Here is a 22,565-nt window from a genome sequence, read left to right on the forward strand (position 1 = left end):
CCGACGCCGACGCCCCTGTTCGCTGTGGGCGAACAGGGGCGTCGGACCGGCTCCGCGGCGGGCGTCAGGCCGACTCGTGCTGCCAGGACCGCCACAGCGCCGCGTAGTCGCCGCCGGCCGCCACGAGCTCGTCGTGCGGGCCGATCTCGGTGATCCGGCCGCCGTCGACGACCGCCACGCGGTCGGCGTCGTGCGCGGTGTGCAACCGGTGCGCGATCGCGACCACCGTGCGGCCCTCCAGCACGCCGTTGAGCGAGCGCTCGAGGTGCCGGGCCGCCCGCGGGTCGAGCAACGAGGTCGCCTCGTCGAGGACCAGCGTGTGCGGGTCGAGCAGCACGAGCCGCGCGAGCGCGACCTGCTGCGCCTGGGCCGGCGTGAGCGGGGCACCGCCCGAGCCGATCTCGGTCTCGAGCGCCTCGGGCAACGCGCACACCCAGCCCCACGCGTCGACCGCCTCGAGCGCACGGCGCAGCTCCTCCTGCGAGGCGCCCGGGGCCGCGAGACGCAGGTTGTCCGCGACCGTGCCCACGAACACGTGGTGCTCCTGGGTCACGAGCGCGACGTGCCCGCGCAGCTCGTCCAGCGGCAGGTCGACGAGCGGCACGCCGCCCACGGTCACCGTGCCGCCCGTGGGCGGGTGGATGCCCGCGAGCATGCGGCCGAGCGTCGACTTGCCCGCGCCCGACGGCCCGACGACCGCGAGGCGCTCGCCCGCGCGCAGGTCGAGGTCCACGCCGTGCAGCACGTCGTGACCCTCGCGGTACGCGTACCGCAGACCCCGCGCGCGCAGGTCCTCGTCGACCGGGGTCCCCTCGCGCACCTCGCGGTCCGGCTCGACGAGCCGCACCCCGACGATGCGCGCGAGCGACGTCGCGGCGACCTGGATCTCGTCCAGCCAGAAGATGAGGTCCCAGACCGGGCCGGACACCTGGTAGGTGTACAGCACGATCGTCGCGACCACACCGATCGTCACGTGCCCCTGCGAGACGAGCCAGCCGCCCCACAGCAGGACCGCGACGGGCGCGGTGATGAACGCGAAGTCGACGCCCGGGAACAGGACCGTGCGCAGGTTCAGCGTCGCGGTCTCCGCCTCGAACGCCTCGCGCAGGTCCGCCTCGACGCGCGCCTGCCGACGCGCGCCCATGCGCAGCGCGTCGATCGTGCGCGCACCCTCGACCGACTCGGTGATGGTGCCGTTCAACGTGGCGTAGGAGGCCGACTCGCGCAGGTACGCGGGCGTCGCGCGGCGCAGGTACCAGCGCACGATCACGAGCATCACCGGCACGCCGACGAACATCGCGACGGCGACCAGCGGCGAGAGCACCAGGCACGCGACGACCGTGAGCGTGATCGTCACGACCGCGACGATCACGCGCGGCACGCCGAACCGCACCGCGTTCTGCAGCTTGTTGACGTCGTTCGTCGTGCGCGCGACCAGGTCGCCCGTGCCGGCGCGCTCGACGGTCGACAGCGGCAGCGACGTCACGGTCTCGATGAACTCCTCGCGCAGGTCGGCGAACACCATCTCGCCGAACCGCATCGAGGACCGCTGGGCGAACCGCGTGAGCACGGTCTGCCCGAGCACGGCGCCCGCGCCGACCGCCACGAGGGCGTTGACGTAGCCCGTCGTCGTGCCGTCGGCGACCGCGTCGACCAGCCGCCCGAGCAGCCACGGGCCCGCCAGGCCCAGGAGCGCCGCGCAGGTGTGCAGCACCGCGATCCCGCTCAGCGGGCGGCGGTGCGCGCGCAGCAGGTACGCCGCGTAGGCGCGCACGGTCGCGGAGTCCGCGATGGGGAGCTTCACGGCCGTCCTCCTGTCCTGTCCCGGGCCCCGGCGGGCTCGTCCTGCAGCAGCTCGTCGAACGCCTCGTCGGCGATCGGGTCGTCGTCGCCCACCTGTGCGACGCCGTGCGGTGGTGTCATCTCGTCGAGGTCGCGCCCGACGACGCGGCGGTACGCCGCGCCGTGCGCGTCGGTCCGCGCGAGCAGCCCGGCGTGCGTGCCCGTCGCGACCACGCGCCCGTCGACCAGCAGCTGCACCTCGTCGACGTGGTCGAGGACGAGCGGCGAGGCGGTGACGACCAAGGTGGCCCGCCCGCGCCGGGCCTCGGCGAGCCGCGCCGCGATCCGGGCCTCGGTGTGCGCGTCGACGGCCGAGGTCGGCTCGACGAGCAGCAGGATCTCGGGGTCCAGCAGCAGCGCACGCGCGAGCGCGACGCGTTGCCGCTGGCCGCCCGACAGCGACCGGCCCTTCTCGGGCAGCTCGCCGTCGAGGCCGTCGGGCACGGAGTCGAGCACGTCGTGCGCGTCGGCCAGCGTGATCGCGTGCAGCAGCCGTTCCGCGTCCCGCGTGCCGTGCACGTCGAGCTCGGACGCGAGCGTCCCGGAGAACAGCTGCGGCGTGGCCTCGGCGAGGACGACACGCTCGCGCACCGCGAGCTTGTCGAGCTCGGCGAGCAGCTCGCCGCCCAGCCGCACCGGGGTGTCCGCCTCGGCCGCGTCGTCGAACCGCGCCATGCGCGTCGCGACGGCCGCGGAGGCGTCCGGGTCGACGCACACGAGCGCCGAGACCCGGCCCGGGGTGACGACCGTGCCGGAGACCTCGTCCACGAGCGGGACGTGCGCGGGCGGCATCGGGCGGGTGCCCGGCCGGGCACCCGTCGCGGGCACCACGCGCAGCACGTTCAGCACCTTGCTCGCACCCACGTGCGCGCGTGTCGCCGACTGCACCGTGTACGTCATCTGCTGCACCGGCCACGACAGGAACGCCGCGAACCCGTACGCCTGCACCAGCTGGCCGGGCGTGATCTCGCCCGCGACCGCGAGGTGCGCGCCGTACCAGATGAGCACGACGACGAACGCGCCGGGCAGCAGCACCTGGAGCGCGTCGAGCCAGGACTGCGTGACCGCGACGTCCTCGCCCTTGCGTCGCACGAGCTGCGACTGCTCGCGGTAGCGTGCGGTGAACACGCCCTCGCCGCCGATGCCGCGCAGGATCCGCAGGCCCGAGACCGTGTCGGAGCCGAGCGTCGTCAGCCGTCCGGACGCCTCACGCTGCGCGGCCTGCCGCCGTTGCAGCGGCTTGACGAGCGCGGCGATGCACACGGCGACGGTCGGCAGGCCGAGCAGCACGATGAGGCCGAGCGACACCGACGTGCGCAGCATGACGAACGCGGCGATGCCGTAGGCCACGACCGAGCCGATGAACCGGGCCGACGTGTGGTAGATCTCGCCGATCCGCAGCGCGTCGTTCGCGACCGCGGACACGACCTCGCCGGTCGGCAGCTCGGCCGTGATGGTGTGCCCCGAGTGGGACACGCGGCGGCCGACGAGCTGGGAGGCGGCGAACGACGCGCGCAGCCAGTTCTCGACGTCGTACCGGTGGCCGACCGCACCCGCGGTGGCCGAGACCACACCCAGCCCGAGCAGCATCGCCGCCGACCGCCACAGGTCCGCGCCGAAGCCGTGCGCGAGGCCCGAGTCGATCGCGTGGCCGGTGACGTAGGGCAGCGCCGCCTGGCACGAGAACATGAGGACGCCGAGCAGCGCGCCGACGGTGAGGATGCCCCACTGGCGGCGCGCCTGCCACGCCAGGTACGCCACGGGCCCCGTCAGAGGCGGGGTTCCCGGGTCGATGAGGGGGAGGGATCGCACCCGCTCCACGTTACGTGCGGGTACCGACAGACCCGGAAGGCTTTTCCGTGCCCGGCCAGGACGTCGTCGGGTTCCCGGACGTGGACGGCAGGCCGGAGCAGGCCGGCGCGGCGACTACCCTGAGGGCGTGACCCAGACGCCTGAGCCCACCGCTCATCGCCCGGTCCTCGTCGTCGACTTCGGCGCCCAGTACGCGCAGCTCATCGCGCGCCGCGTGCGCGAGGCCAACGTGTACTCCGAGATCGTGCCGCACACGGCACGTGTCGAGGACCTGCTGGCCAAGGACCCGGCCGCGATCATCCTGTCGGGCGGCCCCTCGTCGGTGTACGCCGACGGCGCTCCGTTCGTCGACCCCGCCCTGTTCGAGGCGGGCGTCCCCGTGCTCGGCATCTGCTACGGCTTCCAGGCCATGGCGCAGGCGCTCGGGGGCACGGTCGCGCAGACCGGTCTGCGGGAGTACGGCGGCACCGCGGTCGAGGTGACGCGGGCGGGCACCGTCCTTTCGGGCAGCCCCGAGCAGCAGACGGTGTGGATGAGCCACGGCGACGCGGTGCACGCCGCGCCGGAGGGCTTCGAGGTGCTCGCGACGAGCGAGGGCTCGCCCGTCGCCGCGTTCGAGGACCGCGAGCGGCGCCTGTTCGGCGTGCAGTGGCACCCCGAGGTGCGGCACTCGCCGCTGGGCCAGAAGGCGCTCGAGAACTTCCTGTACGAGGGTGCGGGCCTCGCGCCGGACTGGAACCCCGGCAACGTCATCGCCGAGCAGGTCGAGCGGATCCGCGCCCAGGTGGGCGACGCGCGCGTGATCTGCGGGCTGTCCGGCGGCGTCGACTCCTCGGTGGCCGCGGCGCTCGTGCAGCGCGCGGTGGGCGACCAGCTCACGTGCGTGTTCGTCGACCACGGCCTCCTGCGGGACGGCGAGGCCGAGCAGGTCGAGCAGGACTTCGTCGCGTCGACCGGCGTGCGGCTCAAGGTCGTCGACGCGCGGGCGCGCTTCCTCACGGCGCTCGCGGGCCACACCGACCCCGAGACCAAGCGCAAGATCATCGGCCGCGAGTTCATCCGCGTGTTCGAGGACGCGGCGCGTGAGGTCGTCGCCGAGGCGGGCGACCACGGCCAGGAGGTCAAGTTCCTGGTCCAGGGCACGCTGTACCCCGACGTCGTCGAGTCGGGCGGCGGAGAGGGCGCGGCGAACATCAAGTCGCACCACAACGTGGGCGGGCTGCCCGACGACCTGCAGTTCGAGCTCGTCGAGCCGCTACGCACGCTGTTCAAGGACGAGGTCCGCGCGGTCGGCCTCGAGCTCGGCGTCCCCGAGGCGATCGTGTGGCGTCAGCCGTTCCCGGGCCCGGGTCTGGGCATCCGGATCATCGGCGAGGTCACGGCCGAGCGGCTCGACGTGCTGCGCGCGGCCGACGCGATCGCGCGCGAGGAGCTGACGAGGGCCGGGCTCGACCGCGAGATCTGGCAGTGCCCGGTGGTGCTGCTCGCCGACGTGCGCTCGGTCGGCGTCCAGGGCGACGGCCGGACCTACGGCCACCCGGTCGTGCTGCGGCCCGTGTCGTCCGAGGACGCCATGACGGCCGACTGGACGCGGATGCCGTACGACGTGCTCGCGACGATCTCGACGCGCATCACGAACGAGGTCCCCGAGGTCAACCGCGTGGTCCTCGACGTGACGAGCAAGCCGCCGGGCACCATCGAGTGGGAGTGACGGCGAGCCGGTGGACAGGGAGCAGGACGTGACGCAGGACGGGACGACGACGGGTGCGACGGGCACCGCGGGCACCTCGGGCGCCCACGGTACTGCGGGCGCCTCGGGTACGGCGGGCGCGTGGGCGACGAAGGCGCGCGGCTCGCTGACGCGCTACCGCGTCCTCGCGTGGGTCACCGGGGTGATGCTGCTGCTGCTGCTCTGCGTGGAGATGGTGCTCAAGTACGTGGTCCACTCGCCGGTGGCGGACGCGTTCGCGTGGATCCCGTACGCGCACGGCTGGATCTACGTCGTGTACCTCGTCACCGTCTTCGACCTGTGGGCCACGATGCGCTGGGGCTTCGGCAGGCTCGTGACGATGGCGCTCGCGGGCGTCGTGCCCGTCATGTCGTTCGTGCTCGAGCGCCGCGTGCACGCCCAGGCGCTCGCGCGCATCGACGCCGCGGCACCCCGCTCGCCCGCCGCGCCGGGCCCCGTCGAGGGCTGACCCTCCGGGCACGGTCCGGACGTGCCCGCCCGGCACGCCGCGGGTGCGTCCCGTGCGCCCCTCGCTAGGCTTGACGTGCAGGGACGCGACGAGCGGCCCGCGCACGGCCCCGTTCGCGACGCGGCGGGGACCGGCTCTCCAGAGAGGGGAAGCACATGGCGACCACCGGTAAGCAGCCAGGGGCGAGAGGTCTGGGCCTCTGGGTCATCGTCTTCGGGATCATCTTCATCGTGGCCGGGGCGGTCACCTGGGGTGCGGTCAGCACCAACCTCGCCGCCGAGAACATCACCGTGTCCGATGACGCGAGCGCCTTCCAGGGCCAGCTCGTCGACACCCCGTGGGAGGCCTGGGTCCAGGCCGACATCATCAACCACCACGCGCTCGACTCCTCGGGCGGCAAGACCTACGCCGAGCTCGACCGCGACGACCCGGTCCGCGAGACGATGATGACCGCGTCCTTCCTGCGGTCGTCGCTGTTCACGTCGGTGGTCGCGTTCGGGGTCGCGCTGCTCGTCGTCGGCGTCGGTGTCACGCTCCTGCTCGTCGGGATCGCGCTGCGTCGGCTGAGCCCCGTGGTCGTCGACGACGACACGTCCGCGCACACGCGCGTCGCACCGGCGGTCGCTCCGGCGAGCGCGTCCCCGGTGGTCGCCGCACCGGCTGCCCCGGCGCCGCCTGTCACCGCGCCGCCCGCCCCGGTCGCCCCGGCGACCGCGGCACCCACGACCGCGGCGCCCACGACCGCGGCGCCGCCCGCGGTCGAGGGGCACACGCACGCCGCCCCGCCCGACCCGACGGTCGAGCGCGACGACCGCGCCTGACCCCCGCCGCCGAGGCCCGCGTCCCGCCCGGACGCGGGCCTCGGCCGTGCCCGGACCGTTTCAATTCGCGGCCCCTGAGTCCGATAGTTGCGGACTAAACGGTTATACCTCTCGAAATGACGTCACCCGTTCTGGTTCCGTCCCGCATGGCGCCACGGCCGGCGCCGACCCGCGGTCAGGCACCCGACCCACCATCCGACGGACACCCGACGGACGCCGACGGACCTGGTGACGGCGCGGGACGTCGAGAGAGGGGAAGACGTGACGACGACAGCACGCAGCCGCGCAGCCCGGAGCCTGGGTCTCTGGGTCACGATCCTCGGGATCACCTTCATCGTGGCCGGCGTCGGCTCCTGGGTGGGCGTGAGCGTCAGCCTCGGCTCCGAGCGGATCACGGTCTCCGACGACGCACCGGCGTTCGGCGGCAACCGGCTCGACACGCCCTGGGAGGCGTGGGCGCAGACCGAGCAGATCAAGAAGCACGCGCTCGACGCGTCCGGGGGTCAGACGTTCGCGCAGCTCGACCGCGACGACCCGGTGCGCGCGACGCTCGAGACGGCGTCGTTCCTGCGCACGTCGCTGCTCACCTCCGTGATCGCGTTCGGCATCTCGCTGCTCGTGATGGGGGTGGGGCTGGGGCTGCTGCTCACGGGGCTGGCGATCCGCAAGCTCGCGCCGGTCGCGCAGGTCGAGCCGGCCGCGGTGGCCGAGCGCGCGCCCGCGGGCGTGGCGCCGGCCTCGCCGGCGATCGCCTGACCCCGGCGCACCCGGCACACGACGAGGGGCCCCGACCGCCGGTCGGGGCCCCTCGTCGATACGGGCGTCAGCCCCGGCGTCGCACGCCGGAGACGACGGACCCGACGAGGAGCGCCACGCCCGCGCCCGCGACCAGCACGATCGCGGCGACGTCCACGTCGATCTGCCGGCCCGCCGCCCAGGCCAGGACCCCCACGCCGAGCACGGCGAGCACCAGACCCCACACGACGGTCCCGACGCGCGGTGCGCGCACGTCGCGCTCCGGGCGCACGGGCGGCGTCTCGGGGGCCGGCTGCGCCGACGTCTCGTCGGGCTCGAGCACCTGCGTGGCGCCCGTCGTCGGGTCGGTCTCGTCGACCGCCGGGTCGGGCGACGTCGTCGCGTCCGGCTCGAGGCCGCGCGGGTCCTGCGTGCTCATGAGTCCTCCCGGGTGATGGTGACCTCGCCCGCGCCCACGGACACGTCGAGGGACAGCTGTGGCGAGCCCGCACGGCTCGCGTCGTCGCGGAACGTCGTCCCGCCGATGCCGATCCCGGACGTGCTTTCGTACTGCCCGTCCACGTCCCACGTGGCGCTGCCGAGGCCGATCCGTGCCGTCGCCTCGACGGCCGCGTCCGCGGGGACGACGACGTCGAGCCGACCGGCGCCCACAGAGATCGGCACGACGAGGAGATCGTCGGTCAGCGGGACGTCCGTGAGGTCGAGCGTGGCCTCGCCGGCACCGAACCGCAGCCCGTCCTGCGCGGCCGCGCGGCTGGTCACCACGACCGGGGCGCCTGGACGGTGCACGCCGGCCTCGTCCCAGGTCCAGCTGCGGTGCTCGACGGCACCCGCGGGGAGCGACACGAGCAGCGCGACGATCGCGAGGAAGCCGAGCGACCCGCTCGAGCGGCCCCGCAGCCCGGCGACGACGACGCCCGCACCCGCGAGCACCGCGGTGACCCCGAGCGTCGTGAGCAGGACGGGACCGTCGTAGCGGTCCGCGCGCTCGGCGGCGAGCAGGCCGGCGAAGGTGAGCAGCGCCAGCGCGACCACGACGCCCACGCTCGTCGCGCCGGGCCCACGGCGGCGCGGCTTGGTGGGCGCGGGCACGTGGGGTGTGGACGCGTGCGGCCGGGAGACGTAGGGGGCGGTCGCGTAGGAGGCGGTCGCGGGCGGCCCGCTCGGGGCGCCGTAGGGACCGTACGGGGCGTGCCCGGCCGTGCCCGTGTGGGGCGGGGTCCCGTACGGCGGCGCAGAGGTCGGTGCAGAGGAAGACGCAGAGGTCGGCGCAGACGGGACCGGGGCGGACGGCTGCCCCGGGGTCGGGCCGTAGGGGCCGTACGGCGGGCGCGGCGGCTGACCGGCCCACGGTGGCACCGGGCCGCGCGGCGGACGGCTGCGGGTCACCAGGACCAGCACCGTCACGGCGACGGCGACGACGAAGCCGAGCCACAGCAGGCCGGACAGCACGCCGAACACCCCGTGCGCCCAGCGCGGGCCGGCGTTCCACCAGCCGTTGTCGCCGCGGCCCAGGCCGATCACGAGGAGCGCGGCCGCGCCGAGCACCGCGGTGTCGAACCGTCCGGCGACGAGCTCCTCGGCGTGGATGCGGCCGTCGCGGCGCTCGGGCAGCAGGGCCCACGCGATCGCGTAGGCGACCGCGCCGACCCCGGACAGCAGGAACGTCACGACGAGCAGGCCGCGCACGACGAGCGGGTCGATGCCGAGCCGGTCGGCGACGCCGGCGCACACGCCGCCGACCCAGCGGTCGTCGGAGCGCTGGACGCCGAGCCGGCGGACGGCGCCGAAGAAGCCGCCGCCGTCGGGGCGGGGCGCCCCGTCGGGTGCGGGTCCGTCGGTGGGCTGGGGGGAGGCGGCAGGCGGTGGTGTGCCGGGCGTGGTCGAGCTCATACGACGATCGTGGCGGCCGCGGCCCGCGCGCGACATCGGGTGCTCCCCTGACCGGACCCTGAACCCGGGGTCCGCACCCCGGGTCCGGGCCCTGAGCCACGCCCTGATCCCTGCCCTGATCCGTGCCCGCAGCGGTGGTTGGCGGCCCCGGTCGGCGTCGTGACGTGTGACGATGCGGTGGTGGACCTGACCGCCGGACCGACCGCCGTGCCGCGCCCCCGCGTGCCGCGCGGCGCGCTGCGGCGCCCCGAGCGCGGGCGCTGGGTCGGTGGTGTCGCCTCCGGAGTCGCGGCGCACCTGGGCCTCCCGCTGGGCGGGGTGCGCGTGGCGTTCGTCGTCGCGACGCTCGTCGGCGGGGTCGGCGTGGTGCTGTACGTGTTCTGGTGGCTCACCGTCCCGCCGGGCGACCCGTGGGAGGTCGCGGCGGCGTCGCGGCCGTCCAACCTCGCGCGGCTCGCCGGCCGGCCGGGCGGCGACGACGAGCACCCGCGGGGCCGCCGGTGGCCCGTGACCGACATCGCGGTGGGCGTCCTGCTCGTCGTGGTGGCCGGGGTGCTCGTCGCGGTGCGCACCGACCGGCTCGACGCGGGCTGGGTGCTGCCGCTGCTCGTCGTCCTGGCGGGTGCCGCGCTCGCGTGGAGCCAGCTCGACGAGGTCGCGCGGGGTCGCTGGCGCAGCCGCGCGGGCGGCCGCACGCCCGTGTCGGTGGTGCGGCTCCTGGGTGGTGTGGTGATCGCGGGCGTCGGTGTGCTGCTGCTCGTGGGGCGCGCGACGGGCCCCGGGGTGGACGCCGCGACGTTCGTGCAGTCGGTGGTCGCGTCGCTCGCGGTGCTCGCGGGGGTCGCGCTCGTCGTCGCGCCGTGGTGGCTGCGGCTGTGGCGGGCGCTGGCCGACGAGCGGGCGGCGCGGGCGCGCGAGTCGGAGCGCGCCGACATCGCCGCGCACCTGCACGACTCGGTCCTGCAGACGCTCGCGCTCATCCGCGCCCGGGCCGACGACCCGGCGGAGGTCGCGCGCATGGCCCGCGCCCAGGAGCGCGAGCTGCGCGAGTGGCTGTACGACGACCGCCCGGCGCCCGGTACGTCGCTCGCGGCGGCGCTGCGGGACGTCGTCGCCGAGGTCGAGGACTCGCGCTCCGGACCGGGTGGCGAGCCGGTGGCGGTCGACACGGTCGTCGTCGGCGACCGCGTGCCCGACGAGGCGACGGCGGCCCTGCTGCAGGCGACGCGCGAGGCGCTCGTCAACGCGGTCGTGCACGGCCGCCCGCCCGTCTCGCTCTACCTCGAGGTCGGCGCGGCCGAGGTCGAGGTCTTCGTCAAGGACCGCGGCGACGGGTTCGACCCGGAGGCAGTCTCACCCGACCGGTTCGGCGTGCGTGAGTCGATCCTGGGCCGTGTGCGCCGCCGCGGCGGCACCGCGACGGTGACGAGCCGGCCCGGCCAGGGCACGGAGGTGCACCTGGCGATGCCGTTCGCGGCGAGCGCGCCGGCCGACCCGTCTAGCGTGACGCCGACCGGGCCCGGCACCGGCGTCCCCCTGTCCGCGGGTGCGCAGGCACCGACCGAGGAGGAGTCATGACGCAGGACGTCCCGCAGCTGCCCGACCGGATCGCCGGCTCGGCCGGGCCGGGCGCGGTCGACGTCGTCCTGGTGGACGACCACCACCTGTTCCGCACGGGTGTGCGTGCGTCGCTCGACGAGCGGGTGCGCGTCGTCGGTGAGGCGGCGGGCGTCGACGAGGCGGTGCGCGTCGTGCACGAGCTGCGCCCGCCCGTCGTCCTGCTCGACGTGCATCTGCCGGGCGGCGACGGGGGAGGGGGCGCGGAGGTGATCCGCGCGTGCGCCGACGTCCCGGGGACGCGGTTCCTCGCGCTGTCGGTCTCGGACGCGGCGGAGGACGTGGTGGCGGTGATCCGGGCGGGTGCGCGCGGGTACGTCACCAAGGCGATCGACGGGAACGCGCTGAGCGACGCCGTGCGTCGCGTCGCGGACGGGGACGCGGTCTTCTCGCCGCGGCTCGCGGGGTTCGTCCTCGACGCGTTCGGCGCGGCGGCGGGGGACGTCGCGACGGGCGACGACGAGCTCGACCGGCTGTCCGCGCGTGAGCGTGAGGTCATGCGGCTGATCGCGCGCGGCTACACCTACCGCGAGGTCGCGGGCGAGCTGTTCATCTCGATCAAGACGGTCGAGACCCACGTGTCCGCGGTGCTGCGCAAGTTGCAGCTGTCGAACCGGAACGAGCTCACGCGGTGGGCCGCGGCGCGGCGCCTGCTGTAGCGCGCGGAGGTCTGGGGTGCGCGGGGCGGCGACGCCCGACAGGCAGATCCTGACACGGTGTCAGAACGTCACGCGGCTCGTCGTATCCTTGCGGCATGGAGCTCCTGAAGAACCTGCTGCTCGTCCTGCACCTGCTGGGCTGGGCTGTCGTGCTCGGCGGCGTGCTCGTCAGCATGCGCGACCCGAAGATCCCGACCGGCGCCCTGCACGGTGCCCTCACCGCCCTCGTCACGGGCATCCTCATGGTGGGGGTGAAGGAGATGAGCGACGACCTGGCCGACCCGAACATGGTCAAGATCACGGTCAAGCTCGTCATCGCGCTCGTCGTCACCGCGCTCGTCGTCGTCGGCGGGCGTCGGCCCGAGAAGGTGACCACCGGCTTCCTCGGTGCGATCGCCGGCCTCACCGTGCTGAACGTCGCGATCGCGGTGCTCTGGCACTGACTCGTCCACCCTGCCCGTGGCCTCGCGCCGCGGGCAGGGTCCGCGCCCGGTATCCTCGGGCCTCGTGCCGGGCTGGGGAGAGGTCGTCGTCGGGGTCGTCGTCCTCGTCGGGCTGTTCGGGGTCGTCGTGCAGGTGCTGCCCGGTGCGCTGCTCGTCGCGGGCGCTGTCGTCGTCTGGGGCGTCGTCACGGGTGGCGTCGTCGGCTGGACGGTCGCGGTGGTCTCCGTGCTGGTCACGGCCGCCGCCATGGTCGGCAAGTACCTCCTCGCCGGACGGCACCTCAAGCGTGCCGGCGTGCCCGGCAGCACGCTGGTCTGGGGCGGCGTGGCCGGCGCCGTGCTGTTCTTCGTCATCCCCGTGGTCGGGCTCGTCGTCGGCTTCGTCGGCGCGGTGTACCTCGCGGAGTGGGTGCGTGTGCGCCGGGCGCAGCCCGCCTGGCGCGCGACGCTCGCCGCGATGCAGGCGACCGGGCTGACCATCCTGGTCGAGCTCGCCGGCGCGATGCTCGTCACGCTGGCGTGGCTCGTCGGCCTCGCGACCTCGTGACCCGCGTCCCGGGACCGGAGGCGTCGCGTGCGCCGTCCCCGGCTGTCGGTGGCGGCGCCTAGGCTGGTCGGGCCATGACGTCGCTCTTCGAACACCTCCCCGACTCGCTCGGCAGCTCCTTCCGGTCAGCCGTCGCGGCGGCCGCCGCGCGCTCGCACGCGGGTGAGTCGTCCGGGCTACCGCTCGTCGTGCCGCCGCGCGGCGACTCCCCGGACGGCGCGTCCGACGGGTCGGCAACCGGCCCCCACGAGTCCGCCGCCGAGGACCGGCGTGCGCGCGACGACGAAGCCCGCGCGGAGCGCGCGCTGGCCCTGCTCGAGGGGCTCAACCCCCAGCAGAAGGAGGCGGTCACCCACCACGGCGGGCCGCTGCTGATCGTCGCGGGCGCCGGCTCGGGCAAGACGCGCGTCCTCACGCACCGCATCGCGTACCTGCTGGCCACGCGCCGGGCGCGCGCGGGCGAGGTCCTCGCGATCACGTTCACCAACAAGGCCGCGGCCGAGATGCGTGAGCGCGTGGGCGGGCTCATCGGCCCCGCCGCGGGGCGCATGTGGGTCTCCACGTTCCACTCCGCGTGCGTGCGGATCCTGCGCCGCGAGGCGACCACGCTCGGGCTGCGCTCGAGCTTCTCGATCTACGACTCGGCCGACTCGCAGCGGCTGCTCACGCTCGTGGCGCGCGAGCTCGACCTGGACCCCAAGAGGTACCCGGCCAAGGCGCTCGCGTCCAAGATCTCGTCGCTCAAGGACGAGCTCGTGGACCCCGAGACGTTCGCGGCGACCTCGGGCGGAGGCGCGGCGAACGACTTCGACACCGCGCTCGCGCAGGTCTACACGCGCTACCAGGCGCGGTTGCGCCAGGCGCACGCGCTCGACTTCGACGACCTGATCATGACGACCGTGCACCTGCTGCAGGCGTTCCCCGCGGTGGCCGAGCACTACCGCCGCCGGTTCCGGCACGTGCTCGTCGACGAGTACCAGGACACCAACCACGCGCAGTACGTGCTGGTGCGCGAGCTCGTCGGCACGGGGGCCGAGGACGGCCTCGAGCGCGGCGAGCTCACCGTCGTCGGCGACGCGGACCAGTCGATCTACGCGTTCCGCGGCGCCAACATCCGCAACATCCTGGAGTTCGAGGCCGACTACCCCGACGCGCGCACGATCCTGCTCGAGCAGAACTACCGCTCGACGCAGACCATCCTGTCCGCGGCGAACGCGGTCATCAGCAAGAACCCGGGCCGCAAGCCCAAGCGGCTGTGGACCGACTCGGGCGCGGGTGCGCAGATCGTCGCGTACGTGGCGGACGACGAGCGCGAGGAGGCCCGGTTCGTCGTCGAGGAGATCGACCGGCTCGGGGACACCGCCGGTGTGCGTCCCGGCGACGTCGCGATCTTCTACCGCGCGAACGCGCAGTCCCGGGTGATCGAGGACGCGCTCGTGCGCGTGGGGCTGCCGTACAAGCTCGTCGGCGGGACGCGGTTCTACGAACGGCGCGAGATCAAGGACGCCATCGCGTACCTGCGCGCGGTCGCGAACCCCGACGACGACGTGAACCTGCGGCGGATCCTCAACGTGCCCAAGCGCGGGCTGGGGGAGCGCTCGGAGGCGATGGTCGCGTCCTTCGCCGAGCGCGAGCGCGTCTCGTTCGGGGCCGCGCTCGAGCGCCTCGACGAGGTCCCCGGGCTGGGCACGCGCGCGGTCACGGGCCTGCGCGCGTTCGTCGAGCTCATGGCGGGACTGCGCGCGCTCGCGGCGAGCGCCGGCCCGGCCGAGGTGCTCGGCGCGGTGCTCGACCGCTCGGGCTACCTGGCCGAGCTGCGCGGCAGCGAGGACCCGCAGGACGCGTCGCGCGTCGAGAACCTGGCCGAGCTGCACGCGGTGGCGACGGAGTTCGAGCAGAGCGACCCCGACGGTGACCTGGCCGACTTCCTCGAGCGCGTGTCGCTCGTCGCGGACTCCGACCAGATCCCCTCGCCCGACGGCGGCGACGAGGTCGCGGACGACCAGCCCGAGCCCGGCGTCGTGACGCTCATGACGCTGCACACCGCCAAGGGCCTCGAGTTCCCGGTCGTGTTCCTCACGGGCATGGAGGACGGCACGTTCCCGCACCTGCGCTCGCTGTCCGACCCGGACCAGCTCGCCGAGGAGCGGCGGCTCGCGTACGTGGGCCTGACCCGCGCGCGCGAGCGGTTGTACATCTCGCGTGCGGCGATCCGTACGGCGTGGGGCGTGCCGAACGAGTTCCCGCCCAGCCGGTTCCTGGCCGACCTGCCCGAGGAGCTCATCGACTGGCGTCGCCGCGAGTCGTCCACCTCGGCATTGCGCGGCGGGTGGGGCTCGGGCTTCGGCGCGGGCGGGCGCTCGGGCGGGTCCGGCTACGGCTCGGGCCCGGGGTACGGCTCCGGCCGTGCCGGGTCCGGCGGGTACCCCGCCAAGCGCGACGAGCGCCCAACGCTGCCGTCCACCGGCGCGACGTTCGGCTCCGCGACCCCGCGCCCCGCCGGGGCGATCCCGTCGCTCGAGATCGGCGACCGCGTGACGCACGACGCGTACGGCCTGGGGACGGTCGTGGCGCTCGAGGGGGCCGGGCACAACGCGGTCGTGAAGGTCGACTTCGGGACCGAGGGGACCAAGCGTCTGCTGCTCCGGTTCTCACCCGTGACGAAGTTGTGACCTGCGGCTTTGCCACGATCCCGGGGTCGGGCGACAGTCTGGGGGTGAACCGCCGACCGGTGGGTTCGTCGCGGACCGGAGTGTCCGCGTCCGGCGTCCACCTGGAGGCACCTACCGTGGCCTTCAGCAGCGAGCAAACGAGGTGCTGGTGACCACCACGACGTCGCGTCCGGAGTCCGGCGAGCAGACCGCTCCCGACCCGACCACGCGCCGCCGCACGGCCGGGCACATCCGGGGCCTGGACGGGCTGCGGGCGATCGCCGTGCTCGCCGTGATCGCCTACCACCTGTGGCCCGCGGCGGTGCCCGGCGGGTTCCTCGGCGTCGACGTCTTCTTCGTGGTCAGCGGGTTCCTCATCACCACGCTGCTGCTGCGGCGCATGGGCGGCGGCGGGGGGCTCGCGCTGCGGGACTTCTGGGTGCGCCGGGCCCGGCGCCTGCTGCCCGCGCTCGCCCTCGTCCTGGTGGTCGGGACGCTCGCCGCGCGCCTCGTCGAGCCGGACCTGCTCGTGGGTGTGCGACGCCAGTGGCTCGGCGCGTGGACGTTCTCCACCAACTGGCTCGAGATCGCGGCGGGGTCGAGCTACTTCGACGCGACGCAGCCCGAGCTGTTCCAGCCGTTCTGGTCGCTCGCCATCGAGGAGCAGTTCTACGTCCTGTGGCCGCTCGTGCTCGCCGGCCTCGTGCTGGCCGCCGGCGCCCTGCACCGGCACGGCGGGCGCAGCATCGCGATCGCGGTCGGCGGTGCCGCCGTGGTCTCCGGCGTCCTCATGGCCGTGATGTACACGCCGGGGGACGACCCGACGCGCGTCTACTACGGCACCCCGACGCACGCCTTCGGCCTCCTCGCCGGGGCAGCGCTCGCGATCGCGGTGACCGGGCGGCCCGCAGCCGCGCCCGCCGGCGCGTCGCGGAGCGACCTCCAGGCGCTGACCCGCGCGCTGCCCGTCGTCGGGCTGCTCGTCCTCGCGGCGCTGGTCGCGCTGCTGCGCGACGACTCCTCGTTCACGTACCGGGGCGGCATCGTGCTCGGGTCGCTCGCCGCGCTCGCGCTCGTCGCGGGCTGCGCGTCCGAGCAGCCCGGTGCGCTGCTGAAGGTGCTCGAGCTGCGGCCCGTCGTGTGGGTGGGGGACCGCTCGTACGGGCTGTACCTGTGGCACTGGCCCGTGATCCTCGTCGTGGGCGCGGCCTTCGGGGACGCGCCGGGCTCCCCGCTGTGGTGGCGCGTCCCGGTCGTCGCGCTCGCGCTGTCGTTCGGGCTCGCGCACCTGAGCCACCGGTTCGTCGAGATGCCGGTGCGGCGCGACGGCTTCCGGGCTGTCGCGGCTCGTGCGGCGGCCGCGCTGCGGGGTCCACGGCCGGGCGCGCGGCTCGCCGGCGTGCTCGCCACCGTGCTCGTGCTCGGCGCGGTCGTCTCGGTCGCGACCGCTCCGGCCGTGACCTCGACGCAGCGGGCGATCGAGGCGGCCCAGCGCGAGATCGACCGGCGCGCCCAGGAGCAGGCCGGTGACGGCACGACGGGCGGGGACGAGAAGGGCACGGACTCGACGGGCACGGACCCGAAGAGCACGGACCCGAAGAGCACGGATCCGAAGGACACGGACCCGAAGGGCACGGACCCGAAGGGCGCCGACGGGCAGGACCCGGACGCGAAGGACCCGGACGCGACGGACCCCGACGGGGAGCAGGGCGGCGACGACGAGGCCGCCGGCCCCGGCCGTGACGCGCAGGGCGCGATCGACGGGTCGGGCGTCGTCGGGTTCGGCGACTCGGTGCTGTCGGGCGCGGCGCCCGCGCTGTTCGACGCGTTCCCGAAGATCGCGATCGACGCCAAGCCGATCCGCAAGTGGCTCGACGCCCCGGCCATCGTGCGTGACGCCAAGGACGCTGGCGGTCTGCGCCCGGTCGTGGTCCTCAACTTCGGGACCAACGGCGGCTTCAAGTTCGACGGCTCGCGCGAGGCGTTCGAGGAGACGCTCGACATCATCGGGCCGGAGCGCCAGGTGCTCGTGCTCACCGTCGTCGGGATCAGCTACTGGGTCGACGACGCGAACGCGGAGCTCGTCGAGATCGCGAACAGCCGGCCGAACGTGCACGTGGTGGACTGGCACGCGTACGTCGCGAAGCACCCGGGGCTGCTGCACTCGGACAAGACGCACCCGAACATGGAGGGCATCGTCGCGTTCGCGGACCTGCTGCGCGAGGCGCTCGAGAAGCTCGACTCCTGACCCCCCCGGGCAGTCAGGCAGCCGCCGCCCACGCCGCGGTGACCGCGTCGCGGACCGCGTCGTCGGTCAGGCCGAGGGCGCCGAGCGCGGCGTGCGCGCCCGTCTCGTCGAGCCGGACCGCCGCCAGGAGCAGGTGGCCGGTGTCGATGCTCCGGCGCCGGCTGCGCACGGCCTCGCGCAGGGCGACCTCGAGGAGCTTCTTGGCGTCCGGGGTGAAGGTCCTCGGGGAGGTCGGCGTACCGGCGTCGAGAGCGCCGGGACCGAAGGTCGACTCGACCTGCTCGCGGATCGCGGCCAGGTCGACGCCGATCGACGCGAGCGCCTCGTCGTCGAGCCCTTCGCGCGCGCGGACCGCGGCGGCGACGTCGTCGGGCTGGATGCCGAGCGACGCGAGCGCGCGCCGCGCGGCGCCGTCGGTCCGCACGGCCGCGAGCAGGACGTGGTCGGAGTCGATGCGCTCTGCCCCGAGCGCGCCGGCCTCGTCCTGGGCCAGGGTGACCGCGGCGCGGGCGTCGCGGGTGAACCTCTCGAACATCAGGGCACCACCTTCCCGTACTTCTTGTGGACGGCCTGGCGCGTCACGCCCAGGCAGTCGGCGATCTGCTGCCAGGACCAGCCCCGGCGGCGGGCACGCTCGACCTGGAGGGCCTCGAGCCGGTCCGCGAGGGTGCGCAGCGAGCGCACGGCCCGCAGGCCCTCGGCGGGCTCGGCGGCGCCTGCCGCGGTGAGCAACGAGTCGTTCCCGGTCATGGTGTCAACATAGGTTGACGGCCATCTGGATGTCAACATCGGTTGACACGCGGCGCGGCGGTCCGCATCGCCCTACCGTGTCCCGGTGAGCATGGGCGGGCCGGGCGGCCGAGGACGAGGAGCGGGTCGACCGCTCGACGAGGCGGCGCAGCGCCGCCTCAACGCGCAGGCGCCTCGCGTGCCGCAGCTGCGCCGCCGCGTGGTCGCGCTGTTCCGGCCCTACCGCGGACGCATCGCCGTGACGGGCGTCATCGTCGTGGTCGCCGCGGGGATCGCCGTCGTCCCGCCGCTCGTCGTGCAGCGGATCTTCGACGACGCCCTCTTCCCGCTCGACGGCGGGCCGCCCGACCTGCCGCTCCTGGTACGCCTCGTCGTCCTCATGGTCACGCTGTTCCTCGCGTCCGCCGCGCTCACCGTCGCGCAGACCTGGCTCACCTCGACCGTCGGCAACCGCGTGACGGGCGACCTGCGCGTGCGCCTCTTCGAGCACCTGCAGTCGATGGAGCTCGGCTTCTTCACCCGCACCAAGACCGGCGTCATCCAGTCCCGGTTGCAGAACGACGTCGGCGGCGTCGCGGGCGTCCTGACCAACACCGTCACCACGATCCTCGGCAACGCGGTCACCGTGGTCGCCTCGCTCGTCGCGATGGTGCTCATCGACTGGCGTCTCACGCTCGTCGCGGTGGTCCTCATGCCCGGCCTCGTCGTCGTGCAACGGCGCGTCGGCCAGGTGCGGGCACGCATCGCCGGCGAGACCCAGGAGTCGCTGTCGGAGCTCACGTCGATCACGCAGGAGACGCTCAGCGTGAGCGGCGTGCTGCTGTCCAAGTCGTTCAACCGCCAGCAGTCCGAGTCCGCGCGGTACCGGGCGGAGAACGACAACCAGGTGCGCCTGCAGGTACGGCGCGCCATGAGCGGGCAGGGATTCTTCGCGGTCGTGCAGGTGCTCATGGCGAGCGTCCCCGCGGTGGTCTACCTGGTGTCCGGCCTGCTGATGCGCGACCCGGCCGGCCCGACCATCACCGCCGGCACCGTCGTCGCGTTCACGACCGTCCAGGCGCGACTGCTCGGGCCGCTGCTCGGCCTCATGCGCGTCGCGCTCGACGTGCAGACCTCCGGCGCGCTGTTCGCCCGGATCTTCGAGTACCTCGACCTGCGGCCCGTCATCCGCGACGAGCCCGGCGCGATCGACGTCGAGCAGGCGCCCGGACCCCTCGGCCGGGTCGAGTTCCGCGACGTCGTGTTCCGCTACCCCGACTCCGCACCCGGCTCGCGCGCCACGCTCCAGGGCGTGAGCTTCGTCGCCGAGCCGGGGCAGCACGTCGCGTTCGTCGGTCCGTCCGGCGCGGGCAAGACGACCGTGCTGTACCTCGCGCCTCGCCTCTACGAGGCGTCGGAGGGTGCCGTGCTGTTCGCCGGGCAGGACGTGCGTGAGCTCACGCAGCGCTCGATCATCGCGTCGGTCGGCATCGTCTCGCAGGAGACGTACCTGTTCCACGCGACCATCCGCGAGAACCTCGCGTACGCGAAGCCTGGCGCGAGCGACGAGGAGATCGAGGCCGCCTGCCGCGCCGCGAACGTCCACCACGTCATCGCGGGGTTCGAGAAGGGCTACGACACCGTCGTCGGCGAACGCGGCTACCGGCTGTCCGGCGGCGAGAAGCAGCGCATCGCGATCGCCCGCGTGCTGCTCAAGGACCCGCCCGTCCTCCTGCTCGACGAGGCGACCTCCGCCCTCGACACCGTCTCGGAGCGGGTCGTGCAGGAGGCGCTCGACGCCGCGGCGCACGGGCGGACCACCCTGACCATCGCGCACCGGCTGTCGACGGTGCTCGACGCCGACGTCATCCACGTGGTCGACGCCGGCCGCATCGTCGAGTCCGGGACCCACCCCGAGCTCGTCGCCGCGGGCGGGCTGTACGCCGAGCTGGCCGCGCAGCAGCTCGCGACCTCCCGGGTGCTCGCGAGCGAGCCCCACGAGCCGCCGGCAGACCACCCGTCGCGCCGCGCCGACCGCGCCCCCGACGAGGTCCCGGCCGACGTGCCCGACGCCCTCGCCGACGTGCCCGACGACCTCGACGACGAGGCCGACGACGTGCCCGGCGCCGCGAGAGGACGGGTCACGCCGTCGCCGACGGCCAGTGACCGTGCGGGAACGCCGACGACTGACCCGTCGCGTTGGTGACGTGGACCGTCGCCGTCGCCGCGGCACCCTGGACGGCCATGAGCCCGGCGACCGCCGCGACGACCATGCCGCTCGTCACCGCGGCCTCCTCGACGACGAGCAGCACCCCCGCCCACGAGAACACCGCCGAGCCGAACGCGGCGATCGCGACCGCGAGGGCGGTCACGACCTTCGCGACGATCACCCCGAGCGCGACGTAGAACGCCAGCCCCGCGGCGGCGCACGTGGTCAAGGACGTGGCCACGGCCGTCGCGACGGCGTGCACCTGAGCCGCGGCCGGAGCCTGCCCCGCGACCGCCGCGCGGTACGCGGTCGCCGCCGCGCCCTCCCACGCGCGCGTCGCGTGCAGCGCGGACGGCTGGAGCTCACCGGCCACGCGCGAGGCCGGCGCGCCGACGTGCGTGACCCAGTCGTGCGCGCGCACGAAGAACAGCACCGGTGCGGCGGCGCCCGTGAGCAGCTCGCCGACGCGCGCGGCGAGGTCGCGGCCGAGGGTCACGAGCCGGTCCGTGCACGAGCGCACCGCGTCGGCCAGCCACCCCGGCACCCATGCGTGGCCCACGGCCCGCGACGCCGCGCGAGGGAGCTCCGTGAGCTGTCCGGACAGCGTGCGCACGCCGGCGCGCAGGCTCTCGACGGTCGCCTCGTAGGTGGCGGGGCTGAAGTCGGCGTGCCCGGCAGTGGTGACGCTGGCTGGGGTCATGGCGGTGTCCTCGCGGTGTCGGCGGTGCTGGCGGCAGAGCGGTGCTGGCGGCAGAGCGGTGCTGGCGGCAGGGCGGTGCTGGCGGCAGAGCGGCGGTGCGGGGCGTGGTCGAGCGTGGTGCGGTGTCGATCAGGGGTGCGGGTGGGCGGCGGGCCCCGGGGCTCAGAACGTCCCGGTCACGCGGTCGGCCACGGCCGCGTCCCGGCGCTCGTACGCCTCGGCGACGGTCCGCAGGGCGGCAGCGACGTCGCTCATGGCCGCGGCGCCTTCCGTGCAGCGCCCGACGACGTGGTCGACCGCGTCGGCGTGCGCATCGCGCATGAGCGCGAACACCCCGCTCTCCAGGGTCGACAGGCGCAGCCGCCCGGCGGCCTGCGCGACCTGGCGGATCCCGGCCGCCTGCTCGTCCCAGGTGACGGCCTCGCGACGCAGGGCCGCCAGGACGACGTCCACGTCGGCGCTCACGTGCGGTCGCCGGCCGACGCCGGGTCCGCGGTCAGCGCCCGCAGGTGCGCGAGCACCTCGGCGAGCAGCGCGTCGCTCACGGCGGGCGCCTGCGCGGCGAGCCGATGCTGCAGGTCCGTGACGGCGGCGCGCACCGCTCCGGTGAGCAGCCGGGACAGCTGGGTGCCGCTCGTGCGCGCCACGCGTGGCCCGCGCAGCGTGACGCCGACGATCCCGCCGCGCACCACGCGGACCTCGATCTCGTGGTCGAGCGCGCTGCCGGTGCCGACCACCGCCGCGTCATGGGCCTGCGACGCCGCCGACAGCGACGCGATCGCGATCTCCGCGAGCTCGTCGAGCGGGCGTGGAGTGCCCGCGGGGGCGGGGCTCGCCACGGGCGCGCTCACCACGGGCGCGCTCGGCGCGCGCCGGCGCCGGTCGGCGTCGTCGGTCAGGGAGGCCCACGCCCGCTCGTCGAGCGTCCGGGCGGCCGTGCGGGCCGCGTCGAGCACCGCGGCGGCGAGGTCGTCGGCGGCGGCGTGGCGCTCCCAGCCGTCGACGACCTGGACGGCCGCGGGGGAGCCGTGCGCGTCGAGGGTGACCCGGGCGAGCCGACGGCCGTCCCACGCGGTGGTCGTCTCACGGCCCGACGACGTCTCGCGGCCCGGCTCCGCCTCGTGACCCGGCTCCGCCTCGTCGCCCGCCGGTGCCCACGCGCCGGGTGCGTGGGGATGGTCCCGGTGGGTGCTCTGGTGGGGCATCGGTGCTCTCCTCGCCGTCGTCGTGCGCGCGGGCTGGCGTGCGCACGGGTCGTGCACGTGCAGGTGCTGGTCGTGACGTCCGCGGCTCGCCGGCGGCGCGTCAGGAACGGACACTAGAGGGCGATACGGACATCGCGCAGGTGTTCGGCCGGGGTTGTGGACGTGCGGGCGACACCGCGCCGCACGCGCGACCGCGGCGGGTCCGGTGTCTCGATGTGAAGAGGTCCACATCTCT

At 74.8% G+C, this 22,565-nt stretch carries 20 protein-coding genes; 11 read left to right on the forward strand and 9 right to left on the reverse strand.

Annotated features, from left to right (window positions below; genetic code table 11):
- Nucleotides 1-64: 64 nt before the first annotated feature.
- Both ACT17Q_RS04455 and ACT17Q_RS04460 read right to left on the reverse strand, forming a co-directional pair.
- Nucleotides 65-1,804 carry an ABC transporter ATP-binding protein gene (locus tag ACT17Q_RS04455; protein WP_444664923.1) on the reverse strand — a complete coding sequence of 580 codons (1,740 nt, stop codon included), beginning with the start codon at nt 1,802-1,804 and terminating at the stop codon, nt 65-67.
- On the reverse strand, nt 1,801-3,654 hold the full coding sequence (locus ACT17Q_RS04460; RefSeq protein WP_444664924.1) for an ABC transporter ATP-binding protein: 1,854 nt from the start codon (nt 3,652-3,654) through the stop codon (nt 1,801-1,803). Before ACT17Q_RS04460 ends, ACT17Q_RS04455 begins: the two co-directional genes overlap by 4 nt.
- A 127-nt stretch (nt 3,655-3,781) precedes the next feature.
- On the opposite strand from ACT17Q_RS04460, the gene guaA reads away from it, so the two are divergent.
- From guaA to ACT17Q_RS04480, 4 genes are all read left to right on the forward strand, one after another.
- Entirely contained in the window at nt 3,782-5,365 is a 1,584-nt protein-coding gene (gene guaA / locus ACT17Q_RS04465) for a glutamine-hydrolyzing GMP synthase (protein WP_094180658.1), read from the forward strand.
- 28 nt (nt 5,366-5,393) lie between these two features.
- The gene (locus tag ACT17Q_RS04470; protein WP_444664925.1) at nt 5,394-5,852 is read left to right on the forward strand and encodes a DUF3817 domain-containing protein; all 459 of its coding nucleotides are present in this window, start codon (nt 5,394-5,396) and stop codon (nt 5,850-5,852) included.
- A gap of 155 nt (nt 5,853-6,007) precedes the next feature.
- The gene (locus ACT17Q_RS04475; protein ID WP_444664926.1) at nt 6,008-6,673 is read left to right on the forward strand and encodes an aromatic ring-opening dioxygenase LigA; all 666 of its coding nucleotides are present in this window, start codon (nt 6,008-6,010) and stop codon (nt 6,671-6,673) included.
- A gap of 261 nt (nt 6,674-6,934) precedes the next feature.
- Nucleotides 6,935-7,429: an aromatic ring-opening dioxygenase LigA gene (locus ACT17Q_RS04480; RefSeq protein ID WP_094180657.1), complete on the forward strand. Its 495-nt coding sequence runs from the start codon at nt 6,935-6,937 to the stop codon at nt 7,427-7,429.
- A gap of 67 nt (nt 7,430-7,496) precedes the next feature.
- Here ACT17Q_RS04480 and ACT17Q_RS04485 read toward each other — a convergent pair whose 3' ends face one another.
- Complete coding sequence (locus ACT17Q_RS04485) at nt 7,497-7,847, reverse strand: hypothetical protein (protein ID WP_094180656.1); 351 nt, start codon at nt 7,845-7,847, stop codon at nt 7,497-7,499.
- Nucleotides 7,844-9,322, reverse strand: coding sequence for a PspC domain-containing protein (locus ACT17Q_RS04490; RefSeq protein WP_444664927.1), 1,479 nt, complete (start codon nt 9,320-9,322; stop codon nt 7,844-7,846). The genes ACT17Q_RS04485 and ACT17Q_RS04490 overlap by 4 nt, the downstream gene beginning before the upstream one ends.
- Nucleotides 9,323-9,502: 180 nt before the next feature.
- On the opposite strand from ACT17Q_RS04490, the gene ACT17Q_RS04495 reads away from it, so the two are divergent.
- From ACT17Q_RS04495 to ACT17Q_RS04520, 6 genes are all read left to right on the forward strand, one after another.
- Nucleotides 9,503-10,900, forward strand: a complete 1,398-nt coding sequence (locus tag ACT17Q_RS04495; RefSeq protein ID WP_444664928.1) for a PspC domain-containing protein — start codon at nt 9,503-9,505, stop codon at nt 10,898-10,900.
- Nucleotides 10,897-11,598, forward strand: coding sequence for a LuxR C-terminal-related transcriptional regulator (locus ACT17Q_RS04500; RefSeq protein WP_444664929.1), 702 nt, complete (start codon nt 10,897-10,899; stop codon nt 11,596-11,598). Before ACT17Q_RS04495 ends, ACT17Q_RS04500 begins: the two co-directional genes overlap by 4 nt.
- 95 nt (nt 11,599-11,693) lie before the next feature.
- The gene (locus ACT17Q_RS04505) at nt 11,694-12,041 is read left to right on the forward strand and encodes a hypothetical protein (RefSeq protein WP_268531476.1); all 348 of its coding nucleotides are present in this window, start codon (nt 11,694-11,696) and stop codon (nt 12,039-12,041) included.
- Nucleotides 12,042-12,105: 64 nt separating this feature from the next.
- Entirely contained in the window at nt 12,106-12,588 is a 483-nt protein-coding gene (locus ACT17Q_RS04510; RefSeq protein WP_094182290.1) for a DUF456 domain-containing protein, read from the forward strand.
- Between the two features lie 74 nt (nt 12,589-12,662).
- Nucleotides 12,663-15,260: a DNA helicase PcrA gene (pcrA, locus tag ACT17Q_RS04515; protein WP_444664930.1), complete on the forward strand. Its 2,598-nt coding sequence runs from the start codon at nt 12,663-12,665 to the stop codon at nt 15,258-15,260.
- A 148-nt stretch (nt 15,261-15,408) separates the two neighbouring features.
- Nucleotides 15,409-17,487: an acyltransferase family protein gene (locus ACT17Q_RS04520; RefSeq protein WP_444664931.1), complete on the forward strand. Its 2,079-nt coding sequence runs from the start codon at nt 15,409-15,411 to the stop codon at nt 17,485-17,487.
- A gap of 13 nt (nt 17,488-17,500) precedes the next feature.
- Here ACT17Q_RS04520 and ACT17Q_RS04525 read toward each other — a convergent pair whose 3' ends face one another.
- Nucleotides 17,501-18,022: a Clp protease N-terminal domain-containing protein gene (locus tag ACT17Q_RS04525; protein WP_444664932.1), complete on the reverse strand. Its 522-nt coding sequence runs from the start codon at nt 18,020-18,022 to the stop codon at nt 17,501-17,503.
- The gene (locus ACT17Q_RS04530; RefSeq protein WP_141319949.1) at nt 18,022-18,237 is read right to left on the reverse strand and encodes a helix-turn-helix domain-containing protein; all 216 of its coding nucleotides are present in this window, start codon (nt 18,235-18,237) and stop codon (nt 18,022-18,024) included. Before ACT17Q_RS04530 ends, ACT17Q_RS04525 begins: the two co-directional genes overlap by 1 nt.
- Nucleotides 18,238-18,328: 91 nt before the next feature.
- Between ACT17Q_RS04530 and ACT17Q_RS04535 the strand changes: the two genes are divergently transcribed.
- The gene (locus ACT17Q_RS04535) at nt 18,329-20,422 is read left to right on the forward strand and encodes an ABC transporter ATP-binding protein (protein ID WP_444665360.1); all 2,094 of its coding nucleotides are present in this window, start codon (nt 18,329-18,331) and stop codon (nt 20,420-20,422) included.
- Here the strand turns inward: ACT17Q_RS04535 and ACT17Q_RS04540 are convergent.
- The 3 genes from ACT17Q_RS04540 to ACT17Q_RS04550 form a co-directional block, all read right to left on the reverse strand.
- Nucleotides 20,358-21,125: a hypothetical protein gene (locus tag ACT17Q_RS04540; protein ID WP_444664933.1), complete on the reverse strand. Its 768-nt coding sequence runs from the start codon at nt 21,123-21,125 to the stop codon at nt 20,358-20,360. The two genes, ACT17Q_RS04535 and ACT17Q_RS04540, sit on opposite strands and share 65 nt — an antisense overlap.
- Nucleotides 21,126-21,287: 162 nt before the next feature.
- Nucleotides 21,288-21,590, reverse strand: a complete 303-nt coding sequence (locus tag ACT17Q_RS04545; RefSeq protein WP_444664934.1) for a type VII secretion target — start codon at nt 21,588-21,590, stop codon at nt 21,288-21,290.
- Nucleotides 21,587-22,330 carry a hypothetical protein gene (locus ACT17Q_RS04550; RefSeq protein WP_444664935.1) on the reverse strand — a complete coding sequence of 248 codons (744 nt, stop codon included), beginning with the start codon at nt 22,328-22,330 and terminating at the stop codon, nt 21,587-21,589. The genes ACT17Q_RS04545 and ACT17Q_RS04550 overlap by 4 nt, the downstream gene beginning before the upstream one ends.
- Nucleotides 22,331-22,565 lie beyond the last annotated feature (235 nt).

The organism is Cellulomonas sp. CW35 (genome assembly GCF_052378485.1).
Lineage (GTDB): Bacteria > Actinomycetota > Actinomycetes > Actinomycetales > Cellulomonadaceae > Cellulomonas > Cellulomonas uda.